This window comes from Pseudomonas sp. URMO17WK12:I11, from assembly GCF_007677725.1.
Taxonomy (GTDB): Bacteria; Pseudomonadota; Gammaproteobacteria; order Pseudomonadales; family Pseudomonadaceae; genus Aquipseudomonas.
Map to the genome: position 1 here is coordinate 218,388 of NZ_VEDF01000003.1, position 21,507 is coordinate 239,894.

Consider the following 21,507-nt stretch of genomic DNA (forward strand, 5'->3'; position numbering starts at 1 on the left):
ACCCATGCGCTATATCAGTACCCGCGGCCAAGCACCGGCCCTGAATTTCGAAGACGTGCTGCTCACTGGCCTGGCCAGCGATGGCGGCCTGTATGTGCCTGAAAACCTGCCGCGCTTCACCCAGGAAGAAATCGCTTCCTGGGCCGGCCTGCCTTACCACGAGCTGGCTTTCCGGGTGATGCGCCCGTTCGTCGAAGGCAGCATCGCCGATGCCGATTTCAAGAAGATTCTTGAAAAAACCTACGGCCAGTTCGCCCACGCCGCCGTCGCGCCGCTGCGCCAGCTCAACGGCAACGAGTGGGTGCTGGAGCTGTTCCATGGCCCGACCCTGGCCTTCAAGGACTTCGCCCTGCAGCTGCTCGGCCGCCTGCTCGACCATGTGCTGGCCAAGCGCAACGAGCGCGTGGTGATCATCGGTGCCACCAGCGGTGACACAGGTTCTGCGGCCATCGAAGGCTGCCGCAGCTGCGACAACGTCGACATCTTCATCCTGCACCCGCACCAGCGTGTGTCGGAGGTGCAGCGTCGGCAGATGACCACCCTGTTCGGTGACAACGTTCACAACATTGCCATCGAAGGTAACTTCGATGACTGCCAGGAGATGGTCAAGGCCAGCTTCGCCGACCAGTCGTTCCTCAAAGGCACGCGTCTGGTCGCGGTGAACTCGATCAACTGGGCGCGGATCATGGCCCAGATCGTCTACTACTTCCATGCTGCCCTGCAGCTCGGTGGCCCGGCGCGCTCGGTGGCGTTCTCGGTGCCGACCGGCAACTTCGGTGACATCTTTGCCGGCTACCTGGCGCGCAACATGGGCTTGCCGGTCAGCCAGCTGATCGTCGCGACCAACCGCAACGACATCCTGCACCGCTTCATGAGCGGCAATCAGTACGTCAAGGAAACCCTGCACGCGACCCTGTCGCCGTCGATGGACATCATGGTGTCGTCCAACTTCGAGCGCCTGCTGTTCGACCTGCACGGTCGCAACGGCGCGGCCCTGGCCGAGCTGATGGCCAGCTTCAAGCAAGGCGGTGGCTTCAGTGTCGAACAAGACCGTTGGACCGAGGCGCGCAAGCTCTTCGATTCGCTGGCGGTGAGCGATGAGCAGACCTGCGAAACCATCGCCGAAGTCTTTGCGGCCACCGGTGAAGTGCTCGACCCGCACACCGCGATCGGCGTCAAGGCCGCCCGCGAATGCCGGCGCAGCCTCGATACACCGATGGTGGTGCTGGGTACCGCGCATCCGGTGAAGTTCCCTGAGGCGGTCGAAAAAGCCGGGGTGGGCAAGGCCCTCGAGCTGCCGGCGCACCTGAGCGATCTGTTCAGCCGCGAGGAGCGTTGCACCGTGTTGGCCAACGACCTCAAAGCGGTGCAGGCCTTCGTCAGCCAACATGGCAACCGCGGCAAACCGTTGTAAGCCGCAGGACCGCCCCTGCAGGTGCATTGGCGCCCGCAGGGGCACGCGGGTGACGAGGGGGCTGCAAAGGCCTCGTCAGTCGTTTACCGCGCCATCTTCAGAAATGTCCTATATGAGTGCCTAGGCAACCTGCCTAGAGTGGCCGGTCCTTCCCCCAAGGAGCGGTACATGCGCCAGCCCTACGTACTGATCTGTCAGGCACGCCCATCCCACCAGATACTCCTGCACCAGGCGTGTAACGCCCTGGGGCTGTTCAATGTGCGCGTGGTCAATGGGCTTGTCGAGCTCGACAGCTGCCTGGCGCATGGGGCTCGCGCCGACGTGCTGATCATCGATCACGCCGAAGCCGATGGCCCGGCGCTGCTGGCGCGGGCAGCGGGCAGTCGTGCCGTGGTGTTCGTTGGTCGCGCCGGTGAGCAAGACCTCGCCGATGAAGCCCGGCGCCTTGGCTTGTGGGTGCTGGCCGACTTGCCATGGCCATTGCCGATCGAGCCGTGGCGCGCCGCGCTGCAACGTATCAAAACTGTCACATCGGCCACGCATGCTGGCTGAAACACTGATGGCGCAACGAACTTTCCGTTGCGCTTGTTGGTCAGTTCATTCATATCCCACTACAAGACAAAGCGAGTGATCCGGATGGAAAGAATCTGCAGACTGCTCAACGATGCGCTCAGCCCTTATCAGGCCAGCCTGGACGTCGAGGATGCCAACGGCAACCGTCAGTTGACCGTGTACAACACCCTGGGTGTCGCGGCCTTGCGCCGCACGGTAAGCCAGTACCAGCTACAGGAACAACGCTTGCTCATCGATCTGGTCGACGGCCTGCATCGTGACCTGCAGATCGTCGAAGGGCGCTTGCAGCCGTGTGTGATCGCGGCCCTGCAACAGCGTCAGCAGCCCCAGGGAACCTTTGCTTGAGGGCTTGCTCTTAAACGGTAGGGGCAGCCTGCCAGCGCACCGCTCCGGCACTGGCAGGCTGTCACCGAGAGTCCATGATGACTTTCGATTGGCCCCGGGCGTCCTCCCCAGCGTCCGGGGTTTCTTTTGTCTGCTGTTCACGACCGTCGACGAGCCTCCCGCGGTCCTGCAGATTGGCAGCACGCATTTGCGGGTCAGCCAGTACGCGTACAGGACTGGCAAGCTGTTACGGCGCAAGGCGGGCAGCAGTTCTGCAGCCCGCGCGCACGATTCACTCGCACAATGGCATGCTCGTCCCCGGGGATCTGTGCAAGCGGCGCCGGCAGCACTTGGTCAATGACCCCCTGTCCCAGGCTGGCGCCGCGCCACAGCTTCAGACAGTGCCCGCCTGGCGCAGGCTGGCGATGGCTGCCGGGTCATAGCCCAGGGAGGTCAGCACCTGGTCGGTATGTTCACCCAGGCTTGGCCCGACCCACTCGGCCGAGCCTGGGGTTTGCGACAGCTTGGGCACGATGCCGGGCATCTTGAACGGCTTGCCGTCGGGCAAACGCGCGTGCAGAAACATCTCGCGCGCCAGGTACTGCGGGTCGCTGAACATGTCTTCGGCCGAATAGATGCGGCTGGCCGGTACTTCAGCGTCGGTGAGCACCTGCATCAGTTGCTCCAGCGCCAGGCCATTGGCCCAGCGGTCGATGACCCCATACAGCTCGTCACGGCGGGCGTCACGGCCATCGTTGCTGGCCAGGGCAGGATCGTCGGCCAGGTCGTTGCGGCCAATGGCCTGCATGAGCCGCTTGAAAATGGCATCGCCATTGGCACCGATCTGCACATGCTTGCCATCAGCGCTGGTATGGATGGAGGAGGGCGTGATACCCGGCATGATATTGCCGGTGCGTTCACGAATGAAGCCGAACACATCGAACTCCGGAACCATGCTTTCCATCATCGCGAAGATCGCTTCGTACAGCGCCACGTCCACGACCTGGCCCTGGCCGCCGTTGACTTCGCGATGACGCAGAGCCATCAGCGCGCCGATCACGCCCCACAGCGCCGCGATCGAGTCGCCGATGGAGATGCCCGTACGCACCGGCGGGCGATCGTCGAAACCGGTGATGTAGCGCAGTCCGCCCATGGATTCGCCCACCGCACCGAAGCCCGGCTGGTCCTTCATCGGCCCAGTCTGACCAAAGCCGGACAGGCGCACCATGACCAGGCGCGGATTCAGCGCGTGCAGCACGTCCCAGCCCAGGCCAAGTTTTTCCAGCACGCCAGGGCGGAAGTTCTCGATAAGGATATCGGCTTCGCTGAGCAGGCGCTTGAGCACCTCGCGCCCTTCAGGGTGCTTGAGGTTAAGGGTGAGCGATTGCTTATTGCGCGCCTGCACGAACCACCACAGCGAGGTCCCCTGGTACATCTTACGCCATTTGCGCAGCGGGTCACCGCCGTCCGGCGATTCGACTTTGATCACCTCGGCACCGAACTCGGCGCAGATGCGCGAGGCGAACGGCCCGGCGATCAGGGTGCCGAGCTCGATGACTTTGAGGCCGGCGAGGGGTTTGCTCGGGGTAGACATGTGGCATCCGTGGCAGCGGGTCAGAGGCGTGGTTTTAGCACAGGTGCGCAGCGGCCGAAACGGGTGCGGCGCACGCGTGGGCAGGATCGGGTAGACTAAGCCACTTTTCTTTCCCCACGAAGCCTCTTCGACCATGGCCCAGCCGTCCACGACCTACAAATTCGAACTCAACCTGACCGACCTCGATCGCGGCGTGTACGAAAACGTCCGCCAGACCATCGCGCGTCATCCTTCGGAAACCGAGGAGCGCATGGCCGTGCGCCTGCTGGCCTACGCCCTGTGGTACAACGAGAACCTGGCGTTCGGTCGTGGTCTGTCTGATGTCGATGAAGCTGCATTGTGGGAAAAGAGCCTGGATGACCGCATTCTGCACTGGATCGAAGTGGGCCAGCCGGACGCCGACCGCCTGACCTGGTGCTCGCGCCGCACCGAGCGCACCAGCCTGTTGGCCTACGGCAGCCTGCGGGTATGGGAGGGCAAGGTGCTGAGTGCGGTCAAGGGTCTGAAGAACCTGAGCATCGCCGCCGTGCCGCAAGAGGTGCTGGAAGTATTGGCCAGCGACATGCCGCGCACCATCAAGTGGGATGTGATGATCAGCGAGGGCACCGTCTTCGTTACCGACGACCGCGGCCAGCATGAAGTGCAGCTGCAATGGCTGCTCGGTGAGCGTGGCTGAACCCACTGATTTTTGACTGCTGAAGACCCCATGCGTATCGAACCTCGCCCGCTGCCTGAAACCCTGCCATCACTGGGTAACCTGCCCCCGCTGTTGACCCGTCTGTATGCCGCCCGCGGCGTGCAGTCAGAGGCCGAGTTGGACAAGAGCCTGGCCCGGCTGCTGCCTTACCAGCAGCTCAAGGGCATCGAGGCGGCCGTGGACCTGCTGGTCACGGCGCTGGACCTGCGCCAGCGCATCCTGATCGTCGGTGACTTCGACGCCGATGGCGCGACGGCCAGTAGCGTCGGCGTGCTGGGCTTGCGGCTGTTGGGCGCAGCCCATGTCGACTACCTGGTGCCCAACCGCTTCGAATACGGCTACGGCTTGACCCCGGAAATCGTCCAGGTGGCGCTTGAGCGCCAGCCTGATCTGCTGGTGACCGTGGACAATGGCATCTCCAGCGTCGAAGGCGTCGCCGCCGCCAAGGCCGCTGGGCTCAAGGTGCTGGTGACCGACCACCATTTGCCAGGCCAGCAATTGCCCGAGGCCGACGCCATCGTCAACCCCAACCAGCCAGGGTGCGCATTCGCCAGCAAGTCGCTGGCCGGCGTCGGCGTCATTTTCTACGTATTGATGGCCTTGCGCGCACGTCTGCGCAACCTGGGGCGCTATGTCGATCGGCCACAGCCGAACATCGGTGAGCTGCTCGACCTGGTGGCCTTAGGCAGCGTGGCAGACGTGGTGCCGCTGGATGCGAACAACCGCATCCTGGTGCACCAGGGCCTGGAGCGCATCCGCGCCGGCCGTGCCCGGCCCGGCTTGAAGGCGATCCTGGAAGTGGCGCGGCGCGACCACCGACGTATCACCTCCACCGACCTGGGCTTCATCCTCGGCCCGCGGCTCAACGCTGCTGGCCGGCTCGACGACATGAGCCTGGGCATCGAATGCCTGCTCTGCGACGACCCGGCGCTGGCCCAGGACATGGCCCAGCAGCTCGATGACCTGAACCAGGACCGCAAATCGATCGAGCAGGGCATGCAGCGCGAGGCCCTGGCCCAGCTCAAGGACTTGCCGGTCGAGTCGATGCCCTACGGCCTGTGTCTGTTCGACGCCGAATGGCATCAAGGCGTGATCGGGATCCTCGCCTCGCGCTTGAAGGAGCGTTACCACCGCCCGACCATCGCGTTTGCCGACGCAGGTGATGGCATGCTCAAAGGGTCGGCGCGTTCGGTACCCGGCTTTCATATCCGCGATGCGCTCGATGCCGTCGCCGCCCGCCATCCGCAGTTGATCAGCAAGTTCGGCGGCCATGCCATGGCGGCGGGGCTGTCCTTGCCCGAAGGCAATTTCCCGGCGTTCGCCGAGGCCTTCGATGAGGAGGTTCGACGCCAGCTGCGCGAGGAAGACCTCACCGGCCGGCTGCTGTCAGACGGTAACCTGGCTGTCGAAGAGTTCCACCTGGACCTGGCCAAGGCCTTGCGTCACGCCGGGCCTTGGGGCCAGCACTTCCCCGAGCCGCTGTTCCACGGCGTGTTCCAGTTGGTCGAGCAGCGTGTGGTGGGGGAGCGGCACTTGAAGGTGGTGCTCAAGAGCGAGTGCGGTTCTGTGCGCCTGGATGGCATCGCCTTCGGCATTGATCGCGAGGTCTGGCCCAACCCTACGGTGCGTTGGGTGGAGTTGGCCTACAAGCTGGATGTGAACGAGTTTCGGGGCAACGAGAGTGTGCAATTGATGATTGCGCATATGGAGCCGCGCTGAGACACGGGAGTCGACCTCAGCTCCAGGATATTTTCGGCGCCCGATCTCACGTCGGACCAGTCAGCAATCCCACGGAACCATCCCACCCACCAATCTGGTCTAGTCTGATGAATGACCGGTACCGGGCCAGGGATGTGCAATTAAGTGCCCGGGCCGGATCGCCATTGGAGTTCCTCGGAGGTGTCCTCATGAGCATGCTGCTCGAGCCTTACACCCTGCGTCAGCTGACGCTGCCCAATCGCATCGCCGTATCGCCGATGTGCCAATATTCCGCAGTCGATGGCCTGGCCAACGACTGGCACCTTGTTCATCTAGGCAGCCGCGCCGTGGGTGGCGCAGGGCTGGTCATCACCGAAGCCGTTGCGGTGACTGCCGACGGTCGTATCACTGCCGAAGACCTGGGCCTGTGGGACGACGCTCAGATTACGCCGTTGCAGCGCATTACCCGCTTCATCACCGCCCAAGGTGCGGTGCCGGGTATCCAGCTGGCCCACGCCGGGCGCAAGGCCAGTACCTACCGGCCGTGGCTGGGCAAGCACGGCAGCGTGAAGGTCGAGGAGGGCGGTTGGCACCCGGTGGGCCCGTCGCCAATCGCTTTCGACCCGCAACACACTCCGCCGCGAGCGTTGCACGCCAGTGAAATACAGGATGTCGTCGAAGCCTTCGTCGCCTCGGCCAAACGGGCGCTGGAGGCGGGCTTCAAGGTGGTCGAGGTTCACGCCGCCCATGGCTACCTGCTGCATCAGTTTCTCTCGCCACTGAGCAACCAGCGCCAGGACGAATACGGCAGCTGCTTTGAAAACCGCATTCGCCTGACCCTGCAAGTGGTCGAGGCCGTCCGTGAGGTGTGGCCTGCCGAGTTGCCGCTGTTCGTGCGGGTATCGGCCACCGATTGGGTAGAGGACGGCTGGAATCCGGATGAGACCGTGGAACTGGCCCGCCGCCTGCGGGCATTGGGCGTGGATCTGATCGACGTGTCGTCGGGCGGTACCTCAGCCAATGCCGAAATTCCGACCGGGCCAGGCTATCAGACGCGTTTTGCCGAGCGTGTGCGCAAAGAGGCGGAAATCGCCACCGGCACCGTTGGCATGATCACCGAACCCGCCCAGGCCGAGCACATTCTGCGCACCGGCCAAGCCGATGTCATCCTCCTGGCCCGCGAGCTGTTGCGCGACCCCTATTGGCCACTGCACGCCGACGATGACCTGGGCGGTCACAAGGCCACCTGGCCTGCCCAATATCAACGCGCCACCAGCCGTGCAAGCCCGATTCACGAGTCGGATCTGCGAGATTGAGTCACTACCAAGGCGCTCCCCCCTCGTAGGAGCGAGCGCAGCTCGCGATGCGCCGCGCCAGCGGCGCTCGATCCCCCGCGATGCGCCGCGCAAGCGGCGCTCGATCCCCAAGGCACCCGCCCCCCAAGGCACCGCCTCCCCAGGCGCTGCCCCCAGCCCTAACCCCACCCACCACACCTCAATGCTTGATCATCACATGCCGCACGCAGGTGTAATCCTCCAACCCATACATCGACATATCCTTGCCATACCCCGACTGCTTCTGTCCGCCATGGGGCATCTCGCTGACCAGCATGAAATGCGTGTTGACCCATGTACAGCCATATTGCAGCCGCGCAGCCAGGCGATGGGCACGGCCGGTGTCGCGCGTCCACACCGATGAAGCCAGCCCGTACTCGGAGTCATTGGCCCATCCCAAAGCCTGCTCCTCGGTGTTGAAGCGAGTCACCGAGACCACCGGCCCGAACACCTCGTTGCGCACGATCTCGTCATCCTGCAAGGCGTCGGCCAACACCGTGGGCTCGAAGAAGAAGCCGTCTCCGGCAATCGCCTTGCCGCCGGTGACCAGGCGGATATGCGCCTGGGCGATGGCGCGTTCGACCAGCCCGGCGACCTTGTCGCGATGCTGGGCGCTGATCAGCGGACCGAGTTCGGTATCGGCGCTGTCCTGTGGCCCGGCCTTGAGAGTGGATACCGCCGCGCCCAGGCGCTCGACGAAGTCATCGTAGATGCCCGCCTGCACGTACAGGCGGCAGGCGGCCGTGCAGTCCTGCCCGGCGTTGTAGAAACCGAACGTGCGGATGCCTTCGATCGCGGCGTCGATGTCGGCATCGTCGAACACCAGCACCGGGGCCTTGCCGCCCAGTTCCATGTGCATGCGCTTCACGCTGTGGGCGGTGGCGCCGATGATATGAGCACCGGTTGGAATCGACCCCGTCAGCGACACCATGCGTACCTTGGGGTGGCTGACCAATGGGTTGCCGACCGTCTGCCCGCGGCCGAACAGAATGTTGAGCACACCAGGTGGCAGCAGACCCTTGGCCAGCTCTCCCAGGCGCAGGGCGGTCATGGGCGTCAGCTCCGAAGGTTTGATCACCACGGTATTGCCCGCCGCCAGCGCTGGGGCGATTTTCCACGCCAGCATCATCAGCGGGTAGTTCCATGGCGCGATCGAGGCCACCACGCCGAGCGGGTCGCGGCGGGTCATCGAGGTATGCCCCGGCAGGTACTCGCCGGCTGCCGAGCCGCCCAGGCAGCGGGCGGCCCCGGCAAAAAAGCGAAACACGTCGGCGATGGCCGGAATCTCGTCATTCAGCGCGGCCGCCAGGGGTTTGCCGCAGTTCTGCGATTCGAGCCGGGCCAGCTCTTCGGCGTTGGCTTCAATTGCGTCGGCCAAGGCCAGCAGGGCCGCTGCGCGGTCCTTGGGGCTGCATTGCGACCAGCGGGCGAAAGCCTGGTCGGCGGCGCGTACGGCAGTATCGACCTGGGCCTCGCTGGCTTCGTTGATCTGCGCCAGGGCACTGCCTTCGGCCGGATTGAGCACGGTCCAGGCGGGGCCTTCGCCGGCGACCAGGTGTCCGTTGATCAGCATATGGGTTTGCATGAAAGGCTCCTTGTTCAGGTCATTTGCCGCCGCCGGCAACGCTTTCGCCACCACGGCTCAGGTAATAGGCGCCAAGAATCGGCAGCATGGTCGCCAGCATCACCAGCATGGCGACCACGTTGGTCACGGGTACGTCGCGTGGCCGGCTGAGCTGGTTGAGCAGCCAGATCGGCAACGTCCGCTCGTTGCCGGCGGTGAAGGTGGTGACGATGATCTCGTCGAACGACAACGCGAAGGCCAACATACCGCCGGCCAGCAGCGCCGAGCCCAGGTTGGGCAGGACGATATAGCGGAAGGTCTGCCAGCCATTGGCGCCCAGGTCCATGGACGCCTCGATCAGGCTCTGTGAAGTGCGGCGCAAGCGCGCGATCACGTTGTTGTAGACGATCACCACGCAGAACGTGGCGTGCCCGACCACGATGGTGAACACCCCAGGCTCAATGCCGAGACGCTTGAATGCCGACAGCAGCGCAAGGCCGGTGATGATGCCGGGCAGGGCGATGGGCAGAATCAACAGCAGCGAAATGCTTTCCTTGGCAAAGAACGTGCGCCGGTACAGCGCCGCCGAGGCCAATGTCCCAAGCACCAGGGCAATGAGCGTGGCCAGGCATGCAACCTGCAGCGACAGCGTGATGGCCTCGAGCACATCGGCACGCCCCAGGGCCACGGCGAACCATTTCAAGGTCAGGCCCTTGGGCGGAAAGCTGAAGGCTGCGTCTTCGGTATTGAAGGCATACAAGACGATGATCAGGATCGGGAAGTGCAAGAACACCAACCCTCCCCAGGCTGCCAGGCGTAGGCCCATGGACGCTTTGTCAGAGTGCATCGAAGGCCCCCAGGCGCTTGACGATGGCCAGGTAGACGGCAATCAACACGATTGGCACCAGGGTGAACGCCGCCGCCATCGGCATATTGCCGATCGCCCCCTGTTGCGCGTACACCATGCTGCCGATGAAGTAGCCTGGCGGGCCGATCAGCTGCGGCACGATGAAGTCGCCCAGGGTCAGGGAAAAGGTGAAGATCGAGCCGGCCGCGATGCCGGGTATCGCCAACGGTAACGTCACCAGGCGGAAGGTCTGCCCAGGTTTGGCACCGAGGTCCGCCGAGGCCTGCAGCAACGACGGTGGCAGGCGCTCGAGCGCCGCCTGAATCGGCAGGATCATGAACGGCAGCCAGATATAGATGAACACCAGAAAGCGCCCCAGGTGCGACGTCGACAAGGTACTGCCACCCACCCCCGGCACGCTCAGGACCGCCTGCAGCAACGGCTCCAGATGCAGGTGCTGAACGAACCACTGGGCTACACCGCCCTTGGCCAGCAGCAGAGTCCAGGCATAGGTCTTGACGATGTAGCTCGCCCACATCGGCAGCATCACGGCGATATAGAAAAACGCCTTGGTCCTGCCGCTGGTGTAGCGCGCCATGTAATAGGCGATAGGGAACGCCAGCACCGCGCTGGCCAGCGAGACCGCCACGGCCATCAGCAAGGTACGCACGATGATGTCGAAATTCGCGGGGTTGAACAGCGCGGCGAAGTTACCCAGGGTCAGGGTCGGGGTAACCGCCATGGTGAAGTCGTCGAAGGTGTAGAAGCCCTGCCAGATCAGGTTGAGCAATGAGCCAAGGTAGATGGCGCCGAACCAGGTCAGTGGCGGTATCAGCAACAACGCCAGGTAAAGGTTGGGGCGTCGGTACAACTGATCGCTGAGCGAACGCATGTCAGCGCACCTCGGCCAGGACGGTTTCCGCGAGCGCGATCATGGCTTCGCGCGGCCAGTGCAGCGCTACCTCTTGGCCGCTTTGCCAGGGCTGCGCCTGGTCTTGCCAGCGATCGTTGGCATGGCTGACGGCCAGCAGCTGGCCGCCGTCGAGTAGCACCTCATAGCGCGTGGCGCTGCCTTGGTACTGGATATCGCGTAGCCGGCCGCGGACCGTCACTGCTGCGCCCTGCGCGGGCGATTGAGCCAGACGAATGTGCTCCGGCCGGATGGCGAAGGGCCCCTGACTGCCGCTGAGCCGGTGAGCCAGTTCGCCGCGGATGACATTGGCGCTGCCGACGAATTCGGCGACGAACGTGGTGGCAGGTTTCAGGTACAGATTTCGCGGTGAATCGACCTGCTCGATGCGCCCGCGGTTGAACACCGCGACCCGGTCCGACATCGACAATGCTTCGGTCTGGTCGTGGGTGACGAAGATGAAGGTGATGCCCAGTTGGCGCTGCAGCTTCTTCAACTCCCCCTGCATCTGCTCACGCAGCTTCAGGTCCAGCGCGCCCAGCGGCTCGTCGAGCAACAGTACCCGCGGGCGGTTGACCAGCGCCCGCGCCAGCGCCACCCGCTGGCGCTGGCCACCGGACAACTGCACCGGTTTGCGCTCGCCGAAACCGGCCAGGGCGACCATGGTCAGTGCCTCATCGGCGCGGGCATGCCGCTCTGCCTTGGCCACGCCCTTGACCTTCAAGCCGTAGGCGATGTTGTCGCGCACGTTCATGTGCGGAAACAGCGCGTAGTCCTGAAACACCGTGTTGACGTCGCGCTGGTACGGCGGCACGCCGGCGGCTTCGAGACCGTGGATACGAATCGAGCCGCCGTCAGGTTGCTCGAAGCCTGCGATCAGGCGCAGGCATGTGGTCTTGCCCGAGCCTGAAGGGCCGAGCATGGAGAAGAACTCACCCTCCTGGATGTCGAGACTGACCTGATCGACTGCCTTGACCTCGCCGAAGCTGCGACAAACCTGAGTGAACTGCACGGCTGGCGACATGCGCGGCTCCTGGACATTCAATGTGATCGGCTTCAGCGACCGCCCATGATCGCGATGTAGTCCTGGGTCCACCGGCTGTAGGGCACGAACTTGCCGCCCTGCGCCTGTGGGGTTTTCCAGAAGGCGATCTTGTCGAAGTTGTCGAAACCGTTGGTCCTGCACCCTTCGGCGCCCAACAGTTCACTGGCGCTGCACGCCGCTGGCACCGCTGGCAGCGAGCCGAACCAGGCGGCGACGTCACCTTGCACCTTGGGCTGCAGCGACCAGTCCATCCATTTATAGGCGCAATTGGGGTGCTTGGCCTCGCTGTGCAGCATGGTGGTGTCGGCCCAGCCGGTGGCGCCTTCCTTGGGCACGGTCGAGGCCACCGGTTGGTTTTCGGCCTTGAGGCCATTGACCATGTAGCCCCATGAGCTGCTGGCGACTATCCCCTCGTTCTTCACATCGCTCATCTGCACCGTGGCGTCTTGCCAATAACGGTGGATCAGCGGGTGCTGCTGGCGCAGCAGGGCGAGCACGGCCTGGTACTGGGCTTCATCGAGCTGGTACGGGTCCTTGATGCCCAGTTCGGGCTTGGCCGATTTCAGGTACAGGGCCGCGTCGGCAATGTAGATCGGCCCGTCGTAAGCCTGGACGCGACCTTTGTTCGGTTTGCCGTCGGGCAGGTCTTGCGGTTCGAACACCACGCTCCAGCTGCTCGGCGGCTGCTTGAAGGTGTCGGTGTTGTACAGCAGCACGTTCGGACCCCACTGGTAAGGGGTGCCGTACACCTGCTTGTCGACCACGTACCAGTCGCCATTCTGCAGGCGCGGATCGATGTGCTTCCAGTTGGCGAGCAGGGCGGTATTGATCGGCTGTACCCGCTTGCCGGCGATCAGGCGCAGCGAGGCGTCGCCGGAAGCGGTCACCAGGTCGTAGCCACCCTTGGTCATCAGGCTGACCATCTCATCGGAGGTGGCGGCGGTCTTGACGCTGACCTTGCAGCCGGTTTCCTTCTCGAAACCGCTGACCCAGTCGTAGGCCTTGTCGCTTTCCCCGCGTTCGATATATCCCGGCCAGGCGACGATATCCAGGCGCCCCTCACCGGCGCCGATGGCGTGCGGCAATTCGGCGGCCTGCAGGCTGGTGCTGGCCAGCAAGGCGCTGGTGATGGCGCCGAACAACGCGGTCTTGTGCTCTGACATGGTGTTCCCTCTTGATGGAGATCGAGCCGAGGCAGTTTCAAGCAAGCGATAAAGCGATGGGCCGCTACGAATGGTTGGCGATAACGAGTCTAGTCGGGAATTGGCGCGTCCATGCAACATCCCGAAGCAAATCCCTGGGTGGCGAGGTCCAGGGCAGGGCTTACTCTGGGTTTCTCTTTCGTACCGCGGAGATGTGCGCATGAACACTCGGGGCCTGCTCGATCAATTGCTCAAATCTGGTCAGGAACTGCTCAACAAAAACGCTGGCTCGGGTAGCTCGTCATCGCCTGTCGGTGCCTTGGGCGGGCTGCTCTCCGGAGGCGGCAAAGGGGCGCTGGGCGCCGGCGCATTGGGCCTGCTGCTGGGCAACAAGAAGGCCCGCAAGTACGGCGGCAAGGTGCTGACCTACGGCGGCTTGGCGGCACTGGGCGTGCTGGCCTACAAAGCCTATGGCAACTGGCAGGCCAATCAGGGCACAGGGCAGCGTGGCGAGCCCCAAACCCTCGACCGCCTGCCACCGGCCGAAGCCGAGCAGCACAGCCAGGCGGTACTGCAGGCGTTGGTGGCCGCGGCCAAGTCCGATGGCCATATCGATGAGCGGGAGCGCGCCTTGATCGAAGGCGAGTTCACCCGCTTGGACAGCGACCGTGACTTGCAGCAGTGGCTGCACCAGGAACTGAACAAACCGCTGGACCCGGCCGAGGTGGCCCGCGCGGCGCACACGCCGGAAATGGCCGCCGAGATGTACCTGGCCAGCACCATGATGGTCGATCAGGAAAACTTCATGGAACGTGCCTACCTCGACGAACTGGCCAGGCAACTGCGGCTTGATCCGGCCTTGCGCCAGGAACTGGAGAGCCAAGTGCGCCTGGCTGCGAGTCAATGACGACGGGCTAGTAGCATTCGGCCGCAAAAGCGTAGGAAGCCTGGGCTATACTTCGGCGGTTTTTTCCCGCTCGTTGAGAATTCCTGAGGGCTGAATGTGAAGAACTGGACCTTGCGCCAACGGATCCTGGCAAGTTTTGCCGTGATCATCGCCATCATGCTGCTGATGATCGTGGCCGCTTATTCGCGGCTGCTGGCGATCGAAACAGCCGAGCAGGCGGTAGGTACAGACAGCATTCCGGGCTTGTACAGCAGCTCGATGATCCGCAGCGCCTGGGTCGACAGCTACGTCACCAGCCAACAACTGGTGGGGCTGTCCGACCGACGCGAGATCACCCCGGCGGACATCGAGCTGTTCAAGAGCTTCAACGACCGGCTCAAGCAACACATGGCCAGTTACCAGGCCACCATTCAGGATGCCGAAGACCAGGCGCGTTTCGATGCCTTCACTCAGATGCAAGCCAACTACGTCAAGATCGTCGACCAGGTGTTGGAGACCTACCGCCAGCACGACTATGCGCAAGCGCAGCGACTGATCGCCGACGTGCTGACCCCGGCCTGGGTCGAGGGGCGCAAGCACCTCAACGCAGTGATCGAGCACAACCGGGAGTCGGCCGACGCCGCCACCCACGAAATCGTCAGCGCCGTGGGCACCGCCAAGGGCAGCATGATGGTGTCGCTACTGCTGGCGATCGTTGCGGCGGGCATTTGCGGGCTGCTGCTGATGCGCGCCATCACCGCGCCTGTGCAGCGCGTGGTGCATGCCCTCGACAAACTGCGCTCGGGCGATTTGAGCATGCGCCTGAGCCTGGACCGAAAGGATGAATTCGGCGCCATCGAAAGCGGCTTCAATGAAATGGCCGAGGCCCTGGCCAACCTGGTAGCCCAGGCGCAGCGCTCCTCGGTGCAGGTGACCACGTCGGTCACCGAGATTGCCGCCACCTCCAAGCAACAGCAGGCCACGGCCACCGAGACTGCGGCCACTACCACTGAAATCGGTGCCACGTCGCGGGAAATCGCTGCCACCTCGCGCGACCTGGTGCGCACCATGACCGAGGTCACCAGCGCGGCCGACCAGGCTTCGAGCCTGGCAGGCTCCGGTCAGCAGGGGCTGGCGCGCATGGAGGACACCATGCACCAGGTGATGGGCGCGGCCGACCTGGTCAACGCCAAGCTGGGTATCCTCAACGAGAAGGCCAGCAACATCACCCAGATGGTCGTCACCATCGTCAAGGTGGCAGACCAAACCAACCTGCTCTCGCTCAACGCTGCCATCGAAGCGGAAAAAGCCGGGGAATATGGCCGCGGCTTCGCCGTGGTCGCCACCGAGGTGCGGCGCCTGGCCGACCAGACGGCCGTGGCCACCTACGACATCGAGCAGATGGTCCGGGAAATCCAGTCGGCCGTCTCGGCTGGGGTCATGGGCATGGACAAGTTCTCCGAAGAAGTGCGTCGTGGCATGTTCGAAGTGCAGCAGGTGGGCGAACAACTGAGCCAGATCATTCATCAGGTGCAGGCCCTGGCACCGCGTGTGCTGATGGTCAACGAGGGCATGCAGGCCCAGGCCACCGGCGCCGAACAGATCAACCAGGCCCTGGCCCAGCTCAGCGATGCCAGCACCCAGACGGTGGAGTCGCTGCGCCAGGCCAGCTTTGCCATTGACGAGTTGAGCCAGGTGGCCGCCGGCCTGCGCGGCGGCGTTTCGCGCTTCAAAGTCTGATCGCCATGACCGACCTGCTCACCGACCCGCCCGCCCCGGGCAGCGCCCAGGGCACCCTGTACCTGCAGTTTCGTCTCGATCAGCAGCGCTTCGCGCTGGATGTCGGCGAGGTGATCGAGGTGTTGGCCCGGCGTGCGCTCAAGCCCATCGCCCAGGCACCGGCATGGGTCGCAGGCATCCTCGCCCATCGTGGCGTGCTGGTGCCGGTAGTCGATCTCAGCACCTTGTGCTGTGGCCGCCCGGCCGCCGCGCGCACCAGCACGCGTCTGGTGTTGGTGCGCTACCAGCGCCAGCATGTGCTTGGCCTGATCCTCGAACAAGCGACCGACACTCTGCGCTGCAGGCCGGAGGAATTCCAACCCTACGGCCTGGACAATGCCGATGCGCGTTACCTGGGGCCTGTACGTCAGGACGCGCTGGGTTTGCTGCAGCGTATTGAAGTCGAGCAGCTGCTGCCCGCTGCCGTGCAAGCGTTGTTGTTTCCCGGCCACGGCGCGCAGGTGGCGTCATGAGCGAACAACGGTTTTTCCGTTTTTTGCAGCAGCGTATCGGCCTGGACGTAGAGTCGGTGGGCGCCTCGATGGTCGAGCGTGCGCTGCGCCAGCGTCGCCTGGCAGCCGGCGCCGCCGATATGGATGACTATTGGGTGCAGTTGCAGCAATCGGCCCACGAGCAGCAGGCGTTGATCGAAGCGGTGATCGTGCCGGAGACGTGGTTCTTCCGCTATCCGGAAACCTTCACCGCGCTGCTGGGCCTGGCCCAGCAGCGTGTGGCCGAACTGGCCGGGCAGCGCCCCCTGCGTCTGCTTAGCCTGCCATGCTCCACCGGTGAAGAGCCTTACTCGCTGGCCATGGCGCTGCTCGATGGCGGTCTCGCCCCGAGCGATTTTCACATCGACGGTATCGACATCAGCCCCAGTTCCATCGGTAAGGGGGTGCAGGGCGTGTATAGCCGCAATTCGTTTCGCGGCGCCGAACTGGGCTTTCGTGAGCGGCATTTTCGCGAATGCCAGGAAGGCCACCAGCTCGATGAGCGCGTGCGCCGCCAAGTGCATCTGCAAGTGGGCAACGTGCTCGATCCGGCCCTTGCCAGCCGCAATGGCCTGTACGACTTCGTGTTCTGTCGCAACTTGTTGATCTATTTCGACGTGCCGACTCAGCAGCGCGTTTTCGAGGTGCTCAAGTGCCTCGCCCAGCCACAGGGGGTGCTGTTCATCGGCCCTGCCGAGGGCAGCCTGCTGGCCCGACTGGGCATGCGGCCGCTGGGCATCGCCCAGTCGTTCGCCTATGTGCGCCAACCTCACGAAGCCGCCGCTGCGCAGCCGGTAGCGGCGCGCAGCGTGCCGCCAGCGTTGGCGCCGATTCGGCCCCGAGCGCTGCCGACGCGGCCGTTGCGCGCGGGAGCGCCAGCCCCGATGGCCAGTGCGGCCGAACCACGCGAGGGTGAAAGCGAGCTCTTGGCCAGCATTGCCCGCCAAGCCAATGCCGGCGACAGCGCACAGGCCCGCGCCAGCTGCCAGCGCTACCTGCGACAGTTTCCGGCCAAGGCCCAGGTCTATTACTGGTTGGGTTTGCTGAGCGACACCGAGGGCGATACCCAGCAAGCCGTGAGCCATTACCGCAAGGCGTTGTACTTGCAACCTCAACACCCCGAAGCCTTGCTGCACCTGGCCAGCTTGCTCGCCGCCCAGGGCGATGCGGCCGGCGCTCGGCGCCTGCAGGAACGGGCGGCGCGGGCCGGGCGGGAGTCTGAACGATGAAAGCCGAAGACCCGATCGAGGCCATCGACAGCTTGACCCAGGACGATGAGCGCATCGACGACTGCTGGAACCGCATCGGTGTGCACGGCAACAAACAGTGCCCGTTGCTGGCGCGGCACATCCATTGTCGTAATTGTGAGGTCTATGCGGCCGCCGCCACGCGGCTGCTCGACCGCTATGCGCTGGTCGAAGGCGAGCAAGCTGATGTGAGCGTCCGCGAGCAACCTGCGGGCGGGCGTTCGCTGCTCTTGTTCCGCTTGGGCGAGGAGTGGCTGGCACTGGCCACGGCGTGCCTTGCCGAAGTCGCCCCGTTGCAATCGGTGCATTCGCTGCCGCATCAGCGCTCGCGCCTGTTGCAGGGGGTAGCCAATGTGCGTGGTGCCCTGGTGCCGTGCCTGTCGCTGAATGAATTGCTCGGTGTGCCCGAGCCTCCTGAACAGGCCCGCAGCGTTCGGGCGCTGCCGCGCATGCTGATCCTGGCAGCCGCTGCGGGGCCGGTGGTCCTGGCCGTCGATGAAGTCGATGGCATTCATCGCCTCGACGCCGCGCTGGAGCAGGCAAGCGAAGACGATGCAGCGTTCACCGCCGCCGTGGTGCAATGGCGTGGCCGCAGCGTGCGCGTGCTGGACGAAAACCATCTACTGTCTGCCGTGCAGCGGAGCTTGTCATGACCCCTGAGCAAATGCGCGATGCCTCGCTGCTCGAACTGTTCAATCTGGAGGCCGAGGCGCAGACCCAGGTGCTCAGTAGCGGGCTGATGGCGCTGGAGCGCAATCCGACCCAGGCCGATCAGCTCGAAGCCTGCATGCGCGCTGCTCACTCGCTCAAGGGGGCGGCGCGTATCGTTGGCCTCGATGCCGGCGTGAGCGTCGCCCACGTCATGGAAGATTGCCTGGTGGCGGCGCAGGAGGGCCGGTTACGCTTGAGCGCCGAGCACATCGATGCGCTGCTGCGCGGCAGTGACTTGCTGATGCATATCGCAACGCCCGGTGATGCGAACGGCCAAGGGCAGGTGGCGGATTTTCTGCAGCAAATGAGCCGCTTGCTGGATCCCGGTGTGGTCGTAGCCCCGGCCCCGGCTGCCGTGGCAGCACTGCCAGCGCCGGCCGTGGAACCGCCGCGCTCGCCAGCGCCGGCGCCTTCCGAGGTCCCCGCGACTGCGCCAGCCACCGCGCCGCCGGCCAAAGCCGGCAAGCGTGCCGCCGAGGGCGCAGAGCGGGTGCTGCGGGTGACGGCTGACCGCCTCAACAGCCTGCTTGACCTGTCGAGCAAGTCGCTGGTCGAAACCCAGCGGCTGAAACCGTACCTGGCCACCCTGCAGCGCCTCAAGCGCATGCATGGCCAGGGCATGCGTTCGCTTGACGGGCTGAAGAGCCAGCTCGAAGGCAGCGGCCAAAACCCCGAGGTACTCGAGGCCTTGGCCCAGACCCAGCGCCTGCTGGCGGAAACCCAACAGATTCTGCAGCAGCAGGCATCCGACCTCGACGAGTTCGGTTGGCAGGCCAGCCAGCGCGCCCAGTTGCTCTATGACACGGCGCTGGCCTGCCGCATGCGGCCGTTCGCCGATGTGCTCAGCGGCCAGAGTCGAATGCTTCGCGACCTGGGGCGTTCGTTGGGCAAGCAGGTGCAGTTGCAGGTAGAGGGCGACAAGACCCAGGTCGACCGCGATGTGCTGGAAAAGCTCGAGGCACCGTTGACCCACCTGCTGCGCAATGCCGTCGACCACGGAATCGAACTGCCCGAGCGGCGCTTGCTGGCGGGCAAGCCGGCAGAGGGCAGCATCCGGCTGCGCGCCTCGCACCAGGCCGGATTGCTGCTGCTCGAACTGAGTGACGACGGCGCCGGTATCGACCTTGAACGGCTCACGCGCACCATCGTCGAGCGCGGCTTCTCGCCGGCCGATACCGTGGCACAGATGAGCGAAGAGGAGTTGCTGAGCTTCCTGTTCCTGCCAGGCTTCAGCTTGCGTGGCCAGGTGACCGAGGTGTCCGGCCGCGGTGTCGGCCTGGACGCTGTGCAGCACATGGTGCGCGAGCTGCGCGGGTCGGTGGAACTGACGCAAGTGCCGGGGCAGGGCTGTTGCTTCCGCGTGCAAGTGCCGTTGACCCTGTCGGTGGTCCGCAGCCTGGTCGTGGAGGTCGGCGGTGAAGCCTATGCGTTCCCATTGGCGCATATCGAGCGCACCCTGGAAGTGGCGGCCGAAGACATCGTGCAGATCGAGGGGCGCCAGCATTTCTGGCACGAGGGCCGACACATAGGCTTGGTGGCGGCCAGCCAACTGCTCAACCGTCCGGCCGACCTGGGCCAAGCCAGCAGTCTGCGCGTGGTGGTGATCCGTGAGCGCGAGCATCTCTATGCGGTGGCGGTCGAGCGCCTGGTGGGTGAACGGGTGCTGGTGGTGATGCCGCTCGACCCGCGCTTGGGCAAGGTTCAGGATATCTCTGCCGGGGCGTTGCTCGACGATGGTTCGGTGGTGCTGATCATCGACGTCGAAGACTTGCTGCGTTCGGTGGAAAAGTTGCTCAGCACTGGTCGCCTGGAACGCATCGCGCCCGGTGCCCAAGGCGCGCGCGGGGCCAGCCGGCAGCGCATCCTGGTGGTCGATGACTCGCTCACCGTGCGCGAGCTGCAGCGCAAGCTGCTGAGCAACCGCGGCTACGAAGTGGCGGTCGCCGTGGACGGCATGGATGGCTGGAACGCCTTGCGCGGCGAGCACTTCGACCTGCTGATCACTGACATCGACATGCCGCGCATGGATGGCATCGAGCTGGTCACCCTGGTGCGTCGCGACCAGCGGTTGCAGTCACTGCCGGTAATGGTGGTGTCGTACAAGGACCGCGAGCAGGATCGTCAACGTGGCCTGGATGCCGGCGCCGACTATTATTTGGCCAAAGCCAGCTTTCACGACGATGCCTTGCTCGATGCCGTGGTGGAATTGATCGGAGGTGCTCAGGGATGAAGCTTGCCATCGTCAACGATATGCCCATGGCCGTCGAGGCGTTGCGCCGGGCACTGGCGTTCGAGCCGGCGCACGAGGTGATCTGGGTCGCCGGCAACGGTGACGAGGCGGTGCGCAAGTGCGCCGAACACACCCCGGATCTGATCCTCATGGACCTGATCATGCCGGTGATGGACGGCGTCGAGGCGACCCGGCGCATCATGGCGCAGTCGCCGTGCGCCATCGTCATTGTCACGGTCGATCGCAAGCAGAACGTGCATCGGGTGTTCGAAGCCATGGGCCATGGCGCCCTGGATGTGGTGGACACCCCGGCGCTGGGGGCGGGCGACCCACGCGAAGCCGCAGCACCCCTGCTGCGCAAGATCCTCAACATCAGCTGGCTGATTGGCCAGCAACGGCCCGGTGCGAGCAAAGCGATGGCCAGCCCTGCGCGCGCCAGCTCGCAGCGCAGCGCTCTGGTGGCCATCGGGTCGTCCGCGGGCGGCCCTGCCGCGCTGGAGGTGTTGCTCAAAGCCCTGCCGCGTGATTTCCCGGCGGCCATCGTGCTGGTCCAGCATGTCGACCAAGTGTTTGCGGCCGGCATGGCCGAGTGGCTCGCCAGCGCCAGCGGGCTGCCGGTGCGCCTGGCCCGCGAAGGTGAGCCACCGCAACCTGGGCAGGTGCTGTTGGCCGGTACCAATCACCATATTCGCCTGCTGCATAACGGCCAGTTGGCCTACACTGCCGAACCTGTCAATGAGATCTACCGCCCCTCGATCGATGTGTTTTTCGAGAGCGTGGCGCGCCACTGGAGCGGCGATGCGGTAGGCGTGCTGCTGACCGGCATGGGCCGTGATGGCGCCCAGGGCCTGAAGCTGATGCGCCAGCAAGGTTTTCTGACCATTGCCCAGGACCAGTCCAGCAGTGCCGTCTACGGCATGCCCAAGGCCGCTGCAGCTATCGATGCAGCGGTTGAAATCCGCCCGCTAGAGCGAATTGCCGGGCGCTTGATGGAAATCTTTGCAAAATGACGACTTGTATT

General features: G+C 64.5%; 19 protein-coding genes. 13 read left to right on the forward strand and 6 right to left on the reverse strand.

The features are described 5' to 3' along the window. Positions 1–4 precede the first annotated feature (4 nt). From thrC to FS665_RS07245, 3 genes are all read left to right on the forward strand, one after another. Positions 5–1,414, forward strand: coding sequence for a threonine synthase (gene thrC, locus FS665_RS07235; protein ID WP_145185512.1), 1,410 nt, complete (start codon positions 5–7; stop codon positions 1,412–1,414). A 168-nt stretch (positions 1,415–1,582) separates the two neighbouring features. Further along, positions 1,583–1,966, forward strand: coding sequence for a histidine kinase (locus tag FS665_RS07240; protein WP_145185515.1), 384 nt, complete (start codon positions 1,583–1,585; stop codon positions 1,964–1,966). Positions 1,967–2,050: 84 nt separating this feature from the next. Beyond that, a complete protein-coding gene (locus tag FS665_RS07245; RefSeq protein ID WP_145185518.1) occupies positions 2,051–2,332 on the forward strand; it encodes a DUF3509 domain-containing protein in 282 nt (93 codons plus the stop codon). A gap of 373 nt (positions 2,333–2,705) precedes the next feature. On the opposite strand, the gene FS665_RS07250 is transcribed toward FS665_RS07245, so the two are convergent. Continuing rightward, complete coding sequence (locus tag FS665_RS07250) at positions 2,706–3,905, reverse strand: CaiB/BaiF CoA-transferase family protein (RefSeq protein ID WP_145185521.1); 1,200 nt, start codon at positions 3,903–3,905, stop codon at positions 2,706–2,708. Positions 3,906–4,038: 133 nt separating this feature from the next. Here FS665_RS07250 and FS665_RS07255 point away from each other — a divergent pair, with 133 nt between their 5' ends. The 3 genes from FS665_RS07255 to FS665_RS07265 all read left to right on the forward strand — a co-directional run bounded on the left by FS665_RS07255 (position 4,039) and on the right by FS665_RS07265 (position 7,616). Then, positions 4,039–4,581: a YaeQ family protein gene (locus FS665_RS07255; RefSeq protein ID WP_145185523.1), complete on the forward strand. Its 543-nt coding sequence runs from the start codon at positions 4,039–4,041 to the stop codon at positions 4,579–4,581. Between the two features lie 30 nt (positions 4,582–4,611). Beyond that, the gene (gene recJ, locus FS665_RS07260) at positions 4,612–6,321 is read left to right on the forward strand and encodes a single-stranded-DNA-specific exonuclease RecJ (protein ID WP_145185526.1); all 1,710 of its coding nucleotides are present in this window, start codon (positions 4,612–4,614) and stop codon (positions 6,319–6,321) included. Between the two features lie 188 nt (positions 6,322–6,509). Beyond that, complete coding sequence (locus FS665_RS07265) at positions 6,510–7,616, forward strand: NADH:flavin oxidoreductase/NADH oxidase (protein ID WP_145185529.1); 1,107 nt, start codon at positions 6,510–6,512, stop codon at positions 7,614–7,616. A 178-nt stretch (positions 7,617–7,794) separates the two neighbouring features. Here FS665_RS07265 and FS665_RS07270 read toward each other — a convergent pair whose 3' ends face one another. From FS665_RS07270 to ydcS, 5 genes are read right to left on the reverse strand one after another with little or no spacing between them, the layout of a single operon-like run. Further along, positions 7,795–9,219, reverse strand: coding sequence for a gamma-aminobutyraldehyde dehydrogenase (locus tag FS665_RS07270; protein ID WP_145185532.1), 1,425 nt, complete (start codon positions 9,217–9,219; stop codon positions 7,795–7,797). A gap of 19 nt (positions 9,220–9,238) precedes the next feature. After that, on the reverse strand, positions 9,239–10,045 hold the full coding sequence (locus FS665_RS07275; RefSeq protein WP_145185535.1) for an ABC transporter permease: 807 nt from the start codon (positions 10,043–10,045) through the stop codon (positions 9,239–9,241). Further along, complete coding sequence (locus FS665_RS07280; RefSeq protein WP_145185538.1) at positions 10,035–10,937, reverse strand: ABC transporter permease; 903 nt, start codon at positions 10,935–10,937, stop codon at positions 10,035–10,037. Before FS665_RS07280 ends, FS665_RS07275 begins: the two co-directional genes overlap by 11 nt. Before the next feature lies 1 nt (position 10,938). Next, positions 10,939–11,979, reverse strand: coding sequence for an ABC transporter ATP-binding protein (locus FS665_RS07285; RefSeq protein WP_145185541.1), 1,041 nt, complete (start codon positions 11,977–11,979; stop codon positions 10,939–10,941). Between the two features lie 32 nt (positions 11,980–12,011). Next, positions 12,012–13,163: a putative ABC transporter substrate-binding protein YdcS gene (ydcS, locus tag FS665_RS07290; RefSeq protein ID WP_145185544.1), complete on the reverse strand. Its 1,152-nt coding sequence runs from the start codon at positions 13,161–13,163 to the stop codon at positions 12,012–12,014. A 199-nt stretch (positions 13,164–13,362) separates the two neighbouring features. Here ydcS and FS665_RS07295 point away from each other — a divergent pair, with 199 nt between their 5' ends. The 7 genes from FS665_RS07295 to FS665_RS07325 all read left to right on the forward strand — a co-directional run bounded on the left by FS665_RS07295 (position 13,363) and on the right by FS665_RS07325 (position 21,496). Continuing rightward, a complete protein-coding gene (locus FS665_RS07295) occupies positions 13,363–14,049 on the forward strand; it encodes a tellurite resistance TerB family protein (protein ID WP_145185546.1) in 687 nt (228 codons plus the stop codon). 96 nt (positions 14,050–14,145) lie between these two features. After that, positions 14,146–15,768 carry a methyl-accepting chemotaxis protein gene (locus tag FS665_RS07300; protein ID WP_145185549.1) on the forward strand — a complete coding sequence of 541 codons (1,623 nt, stop codon included), beginning with the start codon at positions 14,146–14,148 and terminating at the stop codon, positions 15,766–15,768. Between the two features lie 5 nt (positions 15,769–15,773). Then, entirely contained in the window at positions 15,774–16,280 is a 507-nt protein-coding gene (locus FS665_RS07305; protein ID WP_145185552.1) for a chemotaxis protein CheW, read from the forward strand. Then, positions 16,277–17,527, forward strand: a complete 1,251-nt coding sequence (locus FS665_RS07310; protein ID WP_145185556.1) for a protein-glutamate O-methyltransferase CheR — start codon at positions 16,277–16,279, stop codon at positions 17,525–17,527. Before FS665_RS07305 ends, FS665_RS07310 begins: the two co-directional genes overlap by 4 nt. Next, positions 17,524–18,198, forward strand: a complete 675-nt coding sequence (locus FS665_RS07315) for a chemotaxis protein CheW (RefSeq protein WP_145185559.1) — start codon at positions 17,524–17,526, stop codon at positions 18,196–18,198. Before FS665_RS07310 ends, FS665_RS07315 begins: the two co-directional genes overlap by 4 nt. Continuing rightward, entirely contained in the window at positions 18,195–20,486 is a 2,292-nt protein-coding gene (locus tag FS665_RS07320; protein ID WP_145185562.1) for a hybrid sensor histidine kinase/response regulator, read from the forward strand. Before FS665_RS07315 ends, FS665_RS07320 begins: the two co-directional genes overlap by 4 nt. Then, positions 20,483–21,496: a chemotaxis response regulator protein-glutamate methylesterase gene (locus FS665_RS07325; RefSeq protein ID WP_145185565.1), complete on the forward strand. Its 1,014-nt coding sequence runs from the start codon at positions 20,483–20,485 to the stop codon at positions 21,494–21,496. The genes FS665_RS07320 and FS665_RS07325 overlap by 4 nt, the downstream gene beginning before the upstream one ends. The last annotated feature ends 11 nt before the right edge of the window (positions 21,497–21,507 follow it).

Coding starts and splice junctions, on each gene's coding strand:
- thrC (WP_145185512.1), top strand. CDS start 5: ATGCGCTATATCAGTACCCGCGGCCAAGCACCGGCCCTGAATTTCGAA.
- FS665_RS07305 (WP_145185552.1), top strand. CDS start 15,774: ATGACCGACCTGCTCACCGACCCGCCCGCCCCGGGCAGCGCCCAGGGC.
- FS665_RS07265 (WP_145185529.1), top strand. CDS start 6,510: ATGAGCATGCTGCTCGAGCCTTACACCCTGCGTCAGCTGACGCTGCCC.
- FS665_RS07325 (WP_145185565.1), top strand. CDS start 20,483: ATGAAGCTTGCCATCGTCAACGATATGCCCATGGCCGTCGAGGCGTTG.
- FS665_RS07320 (WP_145185562.1), top strand. CDS start 18,195: ATGACCCCTGAGCAAATGCGCGATGCCTCGCTGCTCGAACTGTTCAAT.
- recJ (WP_145185526.1), top strand. CDS start 4,612: ATGCGTATCGAACCTCGCCCGCTGCCTGAAACCCTGCCATCACTGGGT.
- FS665_RS07240 (WP_145185515.1), top strand. CDS start 1,583: ATGCGCCAGCCCTACGTACTGATCTGTCAGGCACGCCCATCCCACCAG.
- ydcS (WP_145185544.1), bottom strand. CDS start 13,163: ATGTCAGAGCACAAGACCGCGTTGTTCGGCGCCATCACCAGCGCCTTG.
- FS665_RS07285 (WP_145185541.1), bottom strand. CDS start 11,979: ATGTCGCCAGCCGTGCAGTTCACTCAGGTTTGTCGCAGCTTCGGCGAG.
- FS665_RS07250 (WP_145185521.1), bottom strand. CDS start 3,905: ATGTCTACCCCGAGCAAACCCCTCGCCGGCCTCAAAGTCATCGAGCTC.
- FS665_RS07280 (WP_145185538.1), bottom strand. CDS start 10,937: ATGCGTTCGCTCAGCGATCAGTTGTACCGACGCCCCAACCTTTACCTG.
- FS665_RS07310 (WP_145185556.1), top strand. CDS start 16,277: ATGAGCGAACAACGGTTTTTCCGTTTTTTGCAGCAGCGTATCGGCCTG.
- FS665_RS07315 (WP_145185559.1), top strand. CDS start 17,524: ATGAAAGCCGAAGACCCGATCGAGGCCATCGACAGCTTGACCCAGGAC.
- FS665_RS07270 (WP_145185532.1), bottom strand. CDS start 9,219: ATGCAAACCCATATGCTGATCAACGGACACCTGGTCGCCGGCGAAGGC.
- FS665_RS07245 (WP_145185518.1), top strand. CDS start 2,051: ATGGAAAGAATCTGCAGACTGCTCAACGATGCGCTCAGCCCTTATCAG.
- FS665_RS07295 (WP_145185546.1), top strand. CDS start 13,363: ATGAACACTCGGGGCCTGCTCGATCAATTGCTCAAATCTGGTCAGGAA.
- FS665_RS07255 (WP_145185523.1), top strand. CDS start 4,039: ATGGCCCAGCCGTCCACGACCTACAAATTCGAACTCAACCTGACCGAC.
- FS665_RS07275 (WP_145185535.1), bottom strand. CDS start 10,045: ATGCACTCTGACAAAGCGTCCATGGGCCTACGCCTGGCAGCCTGGGGA.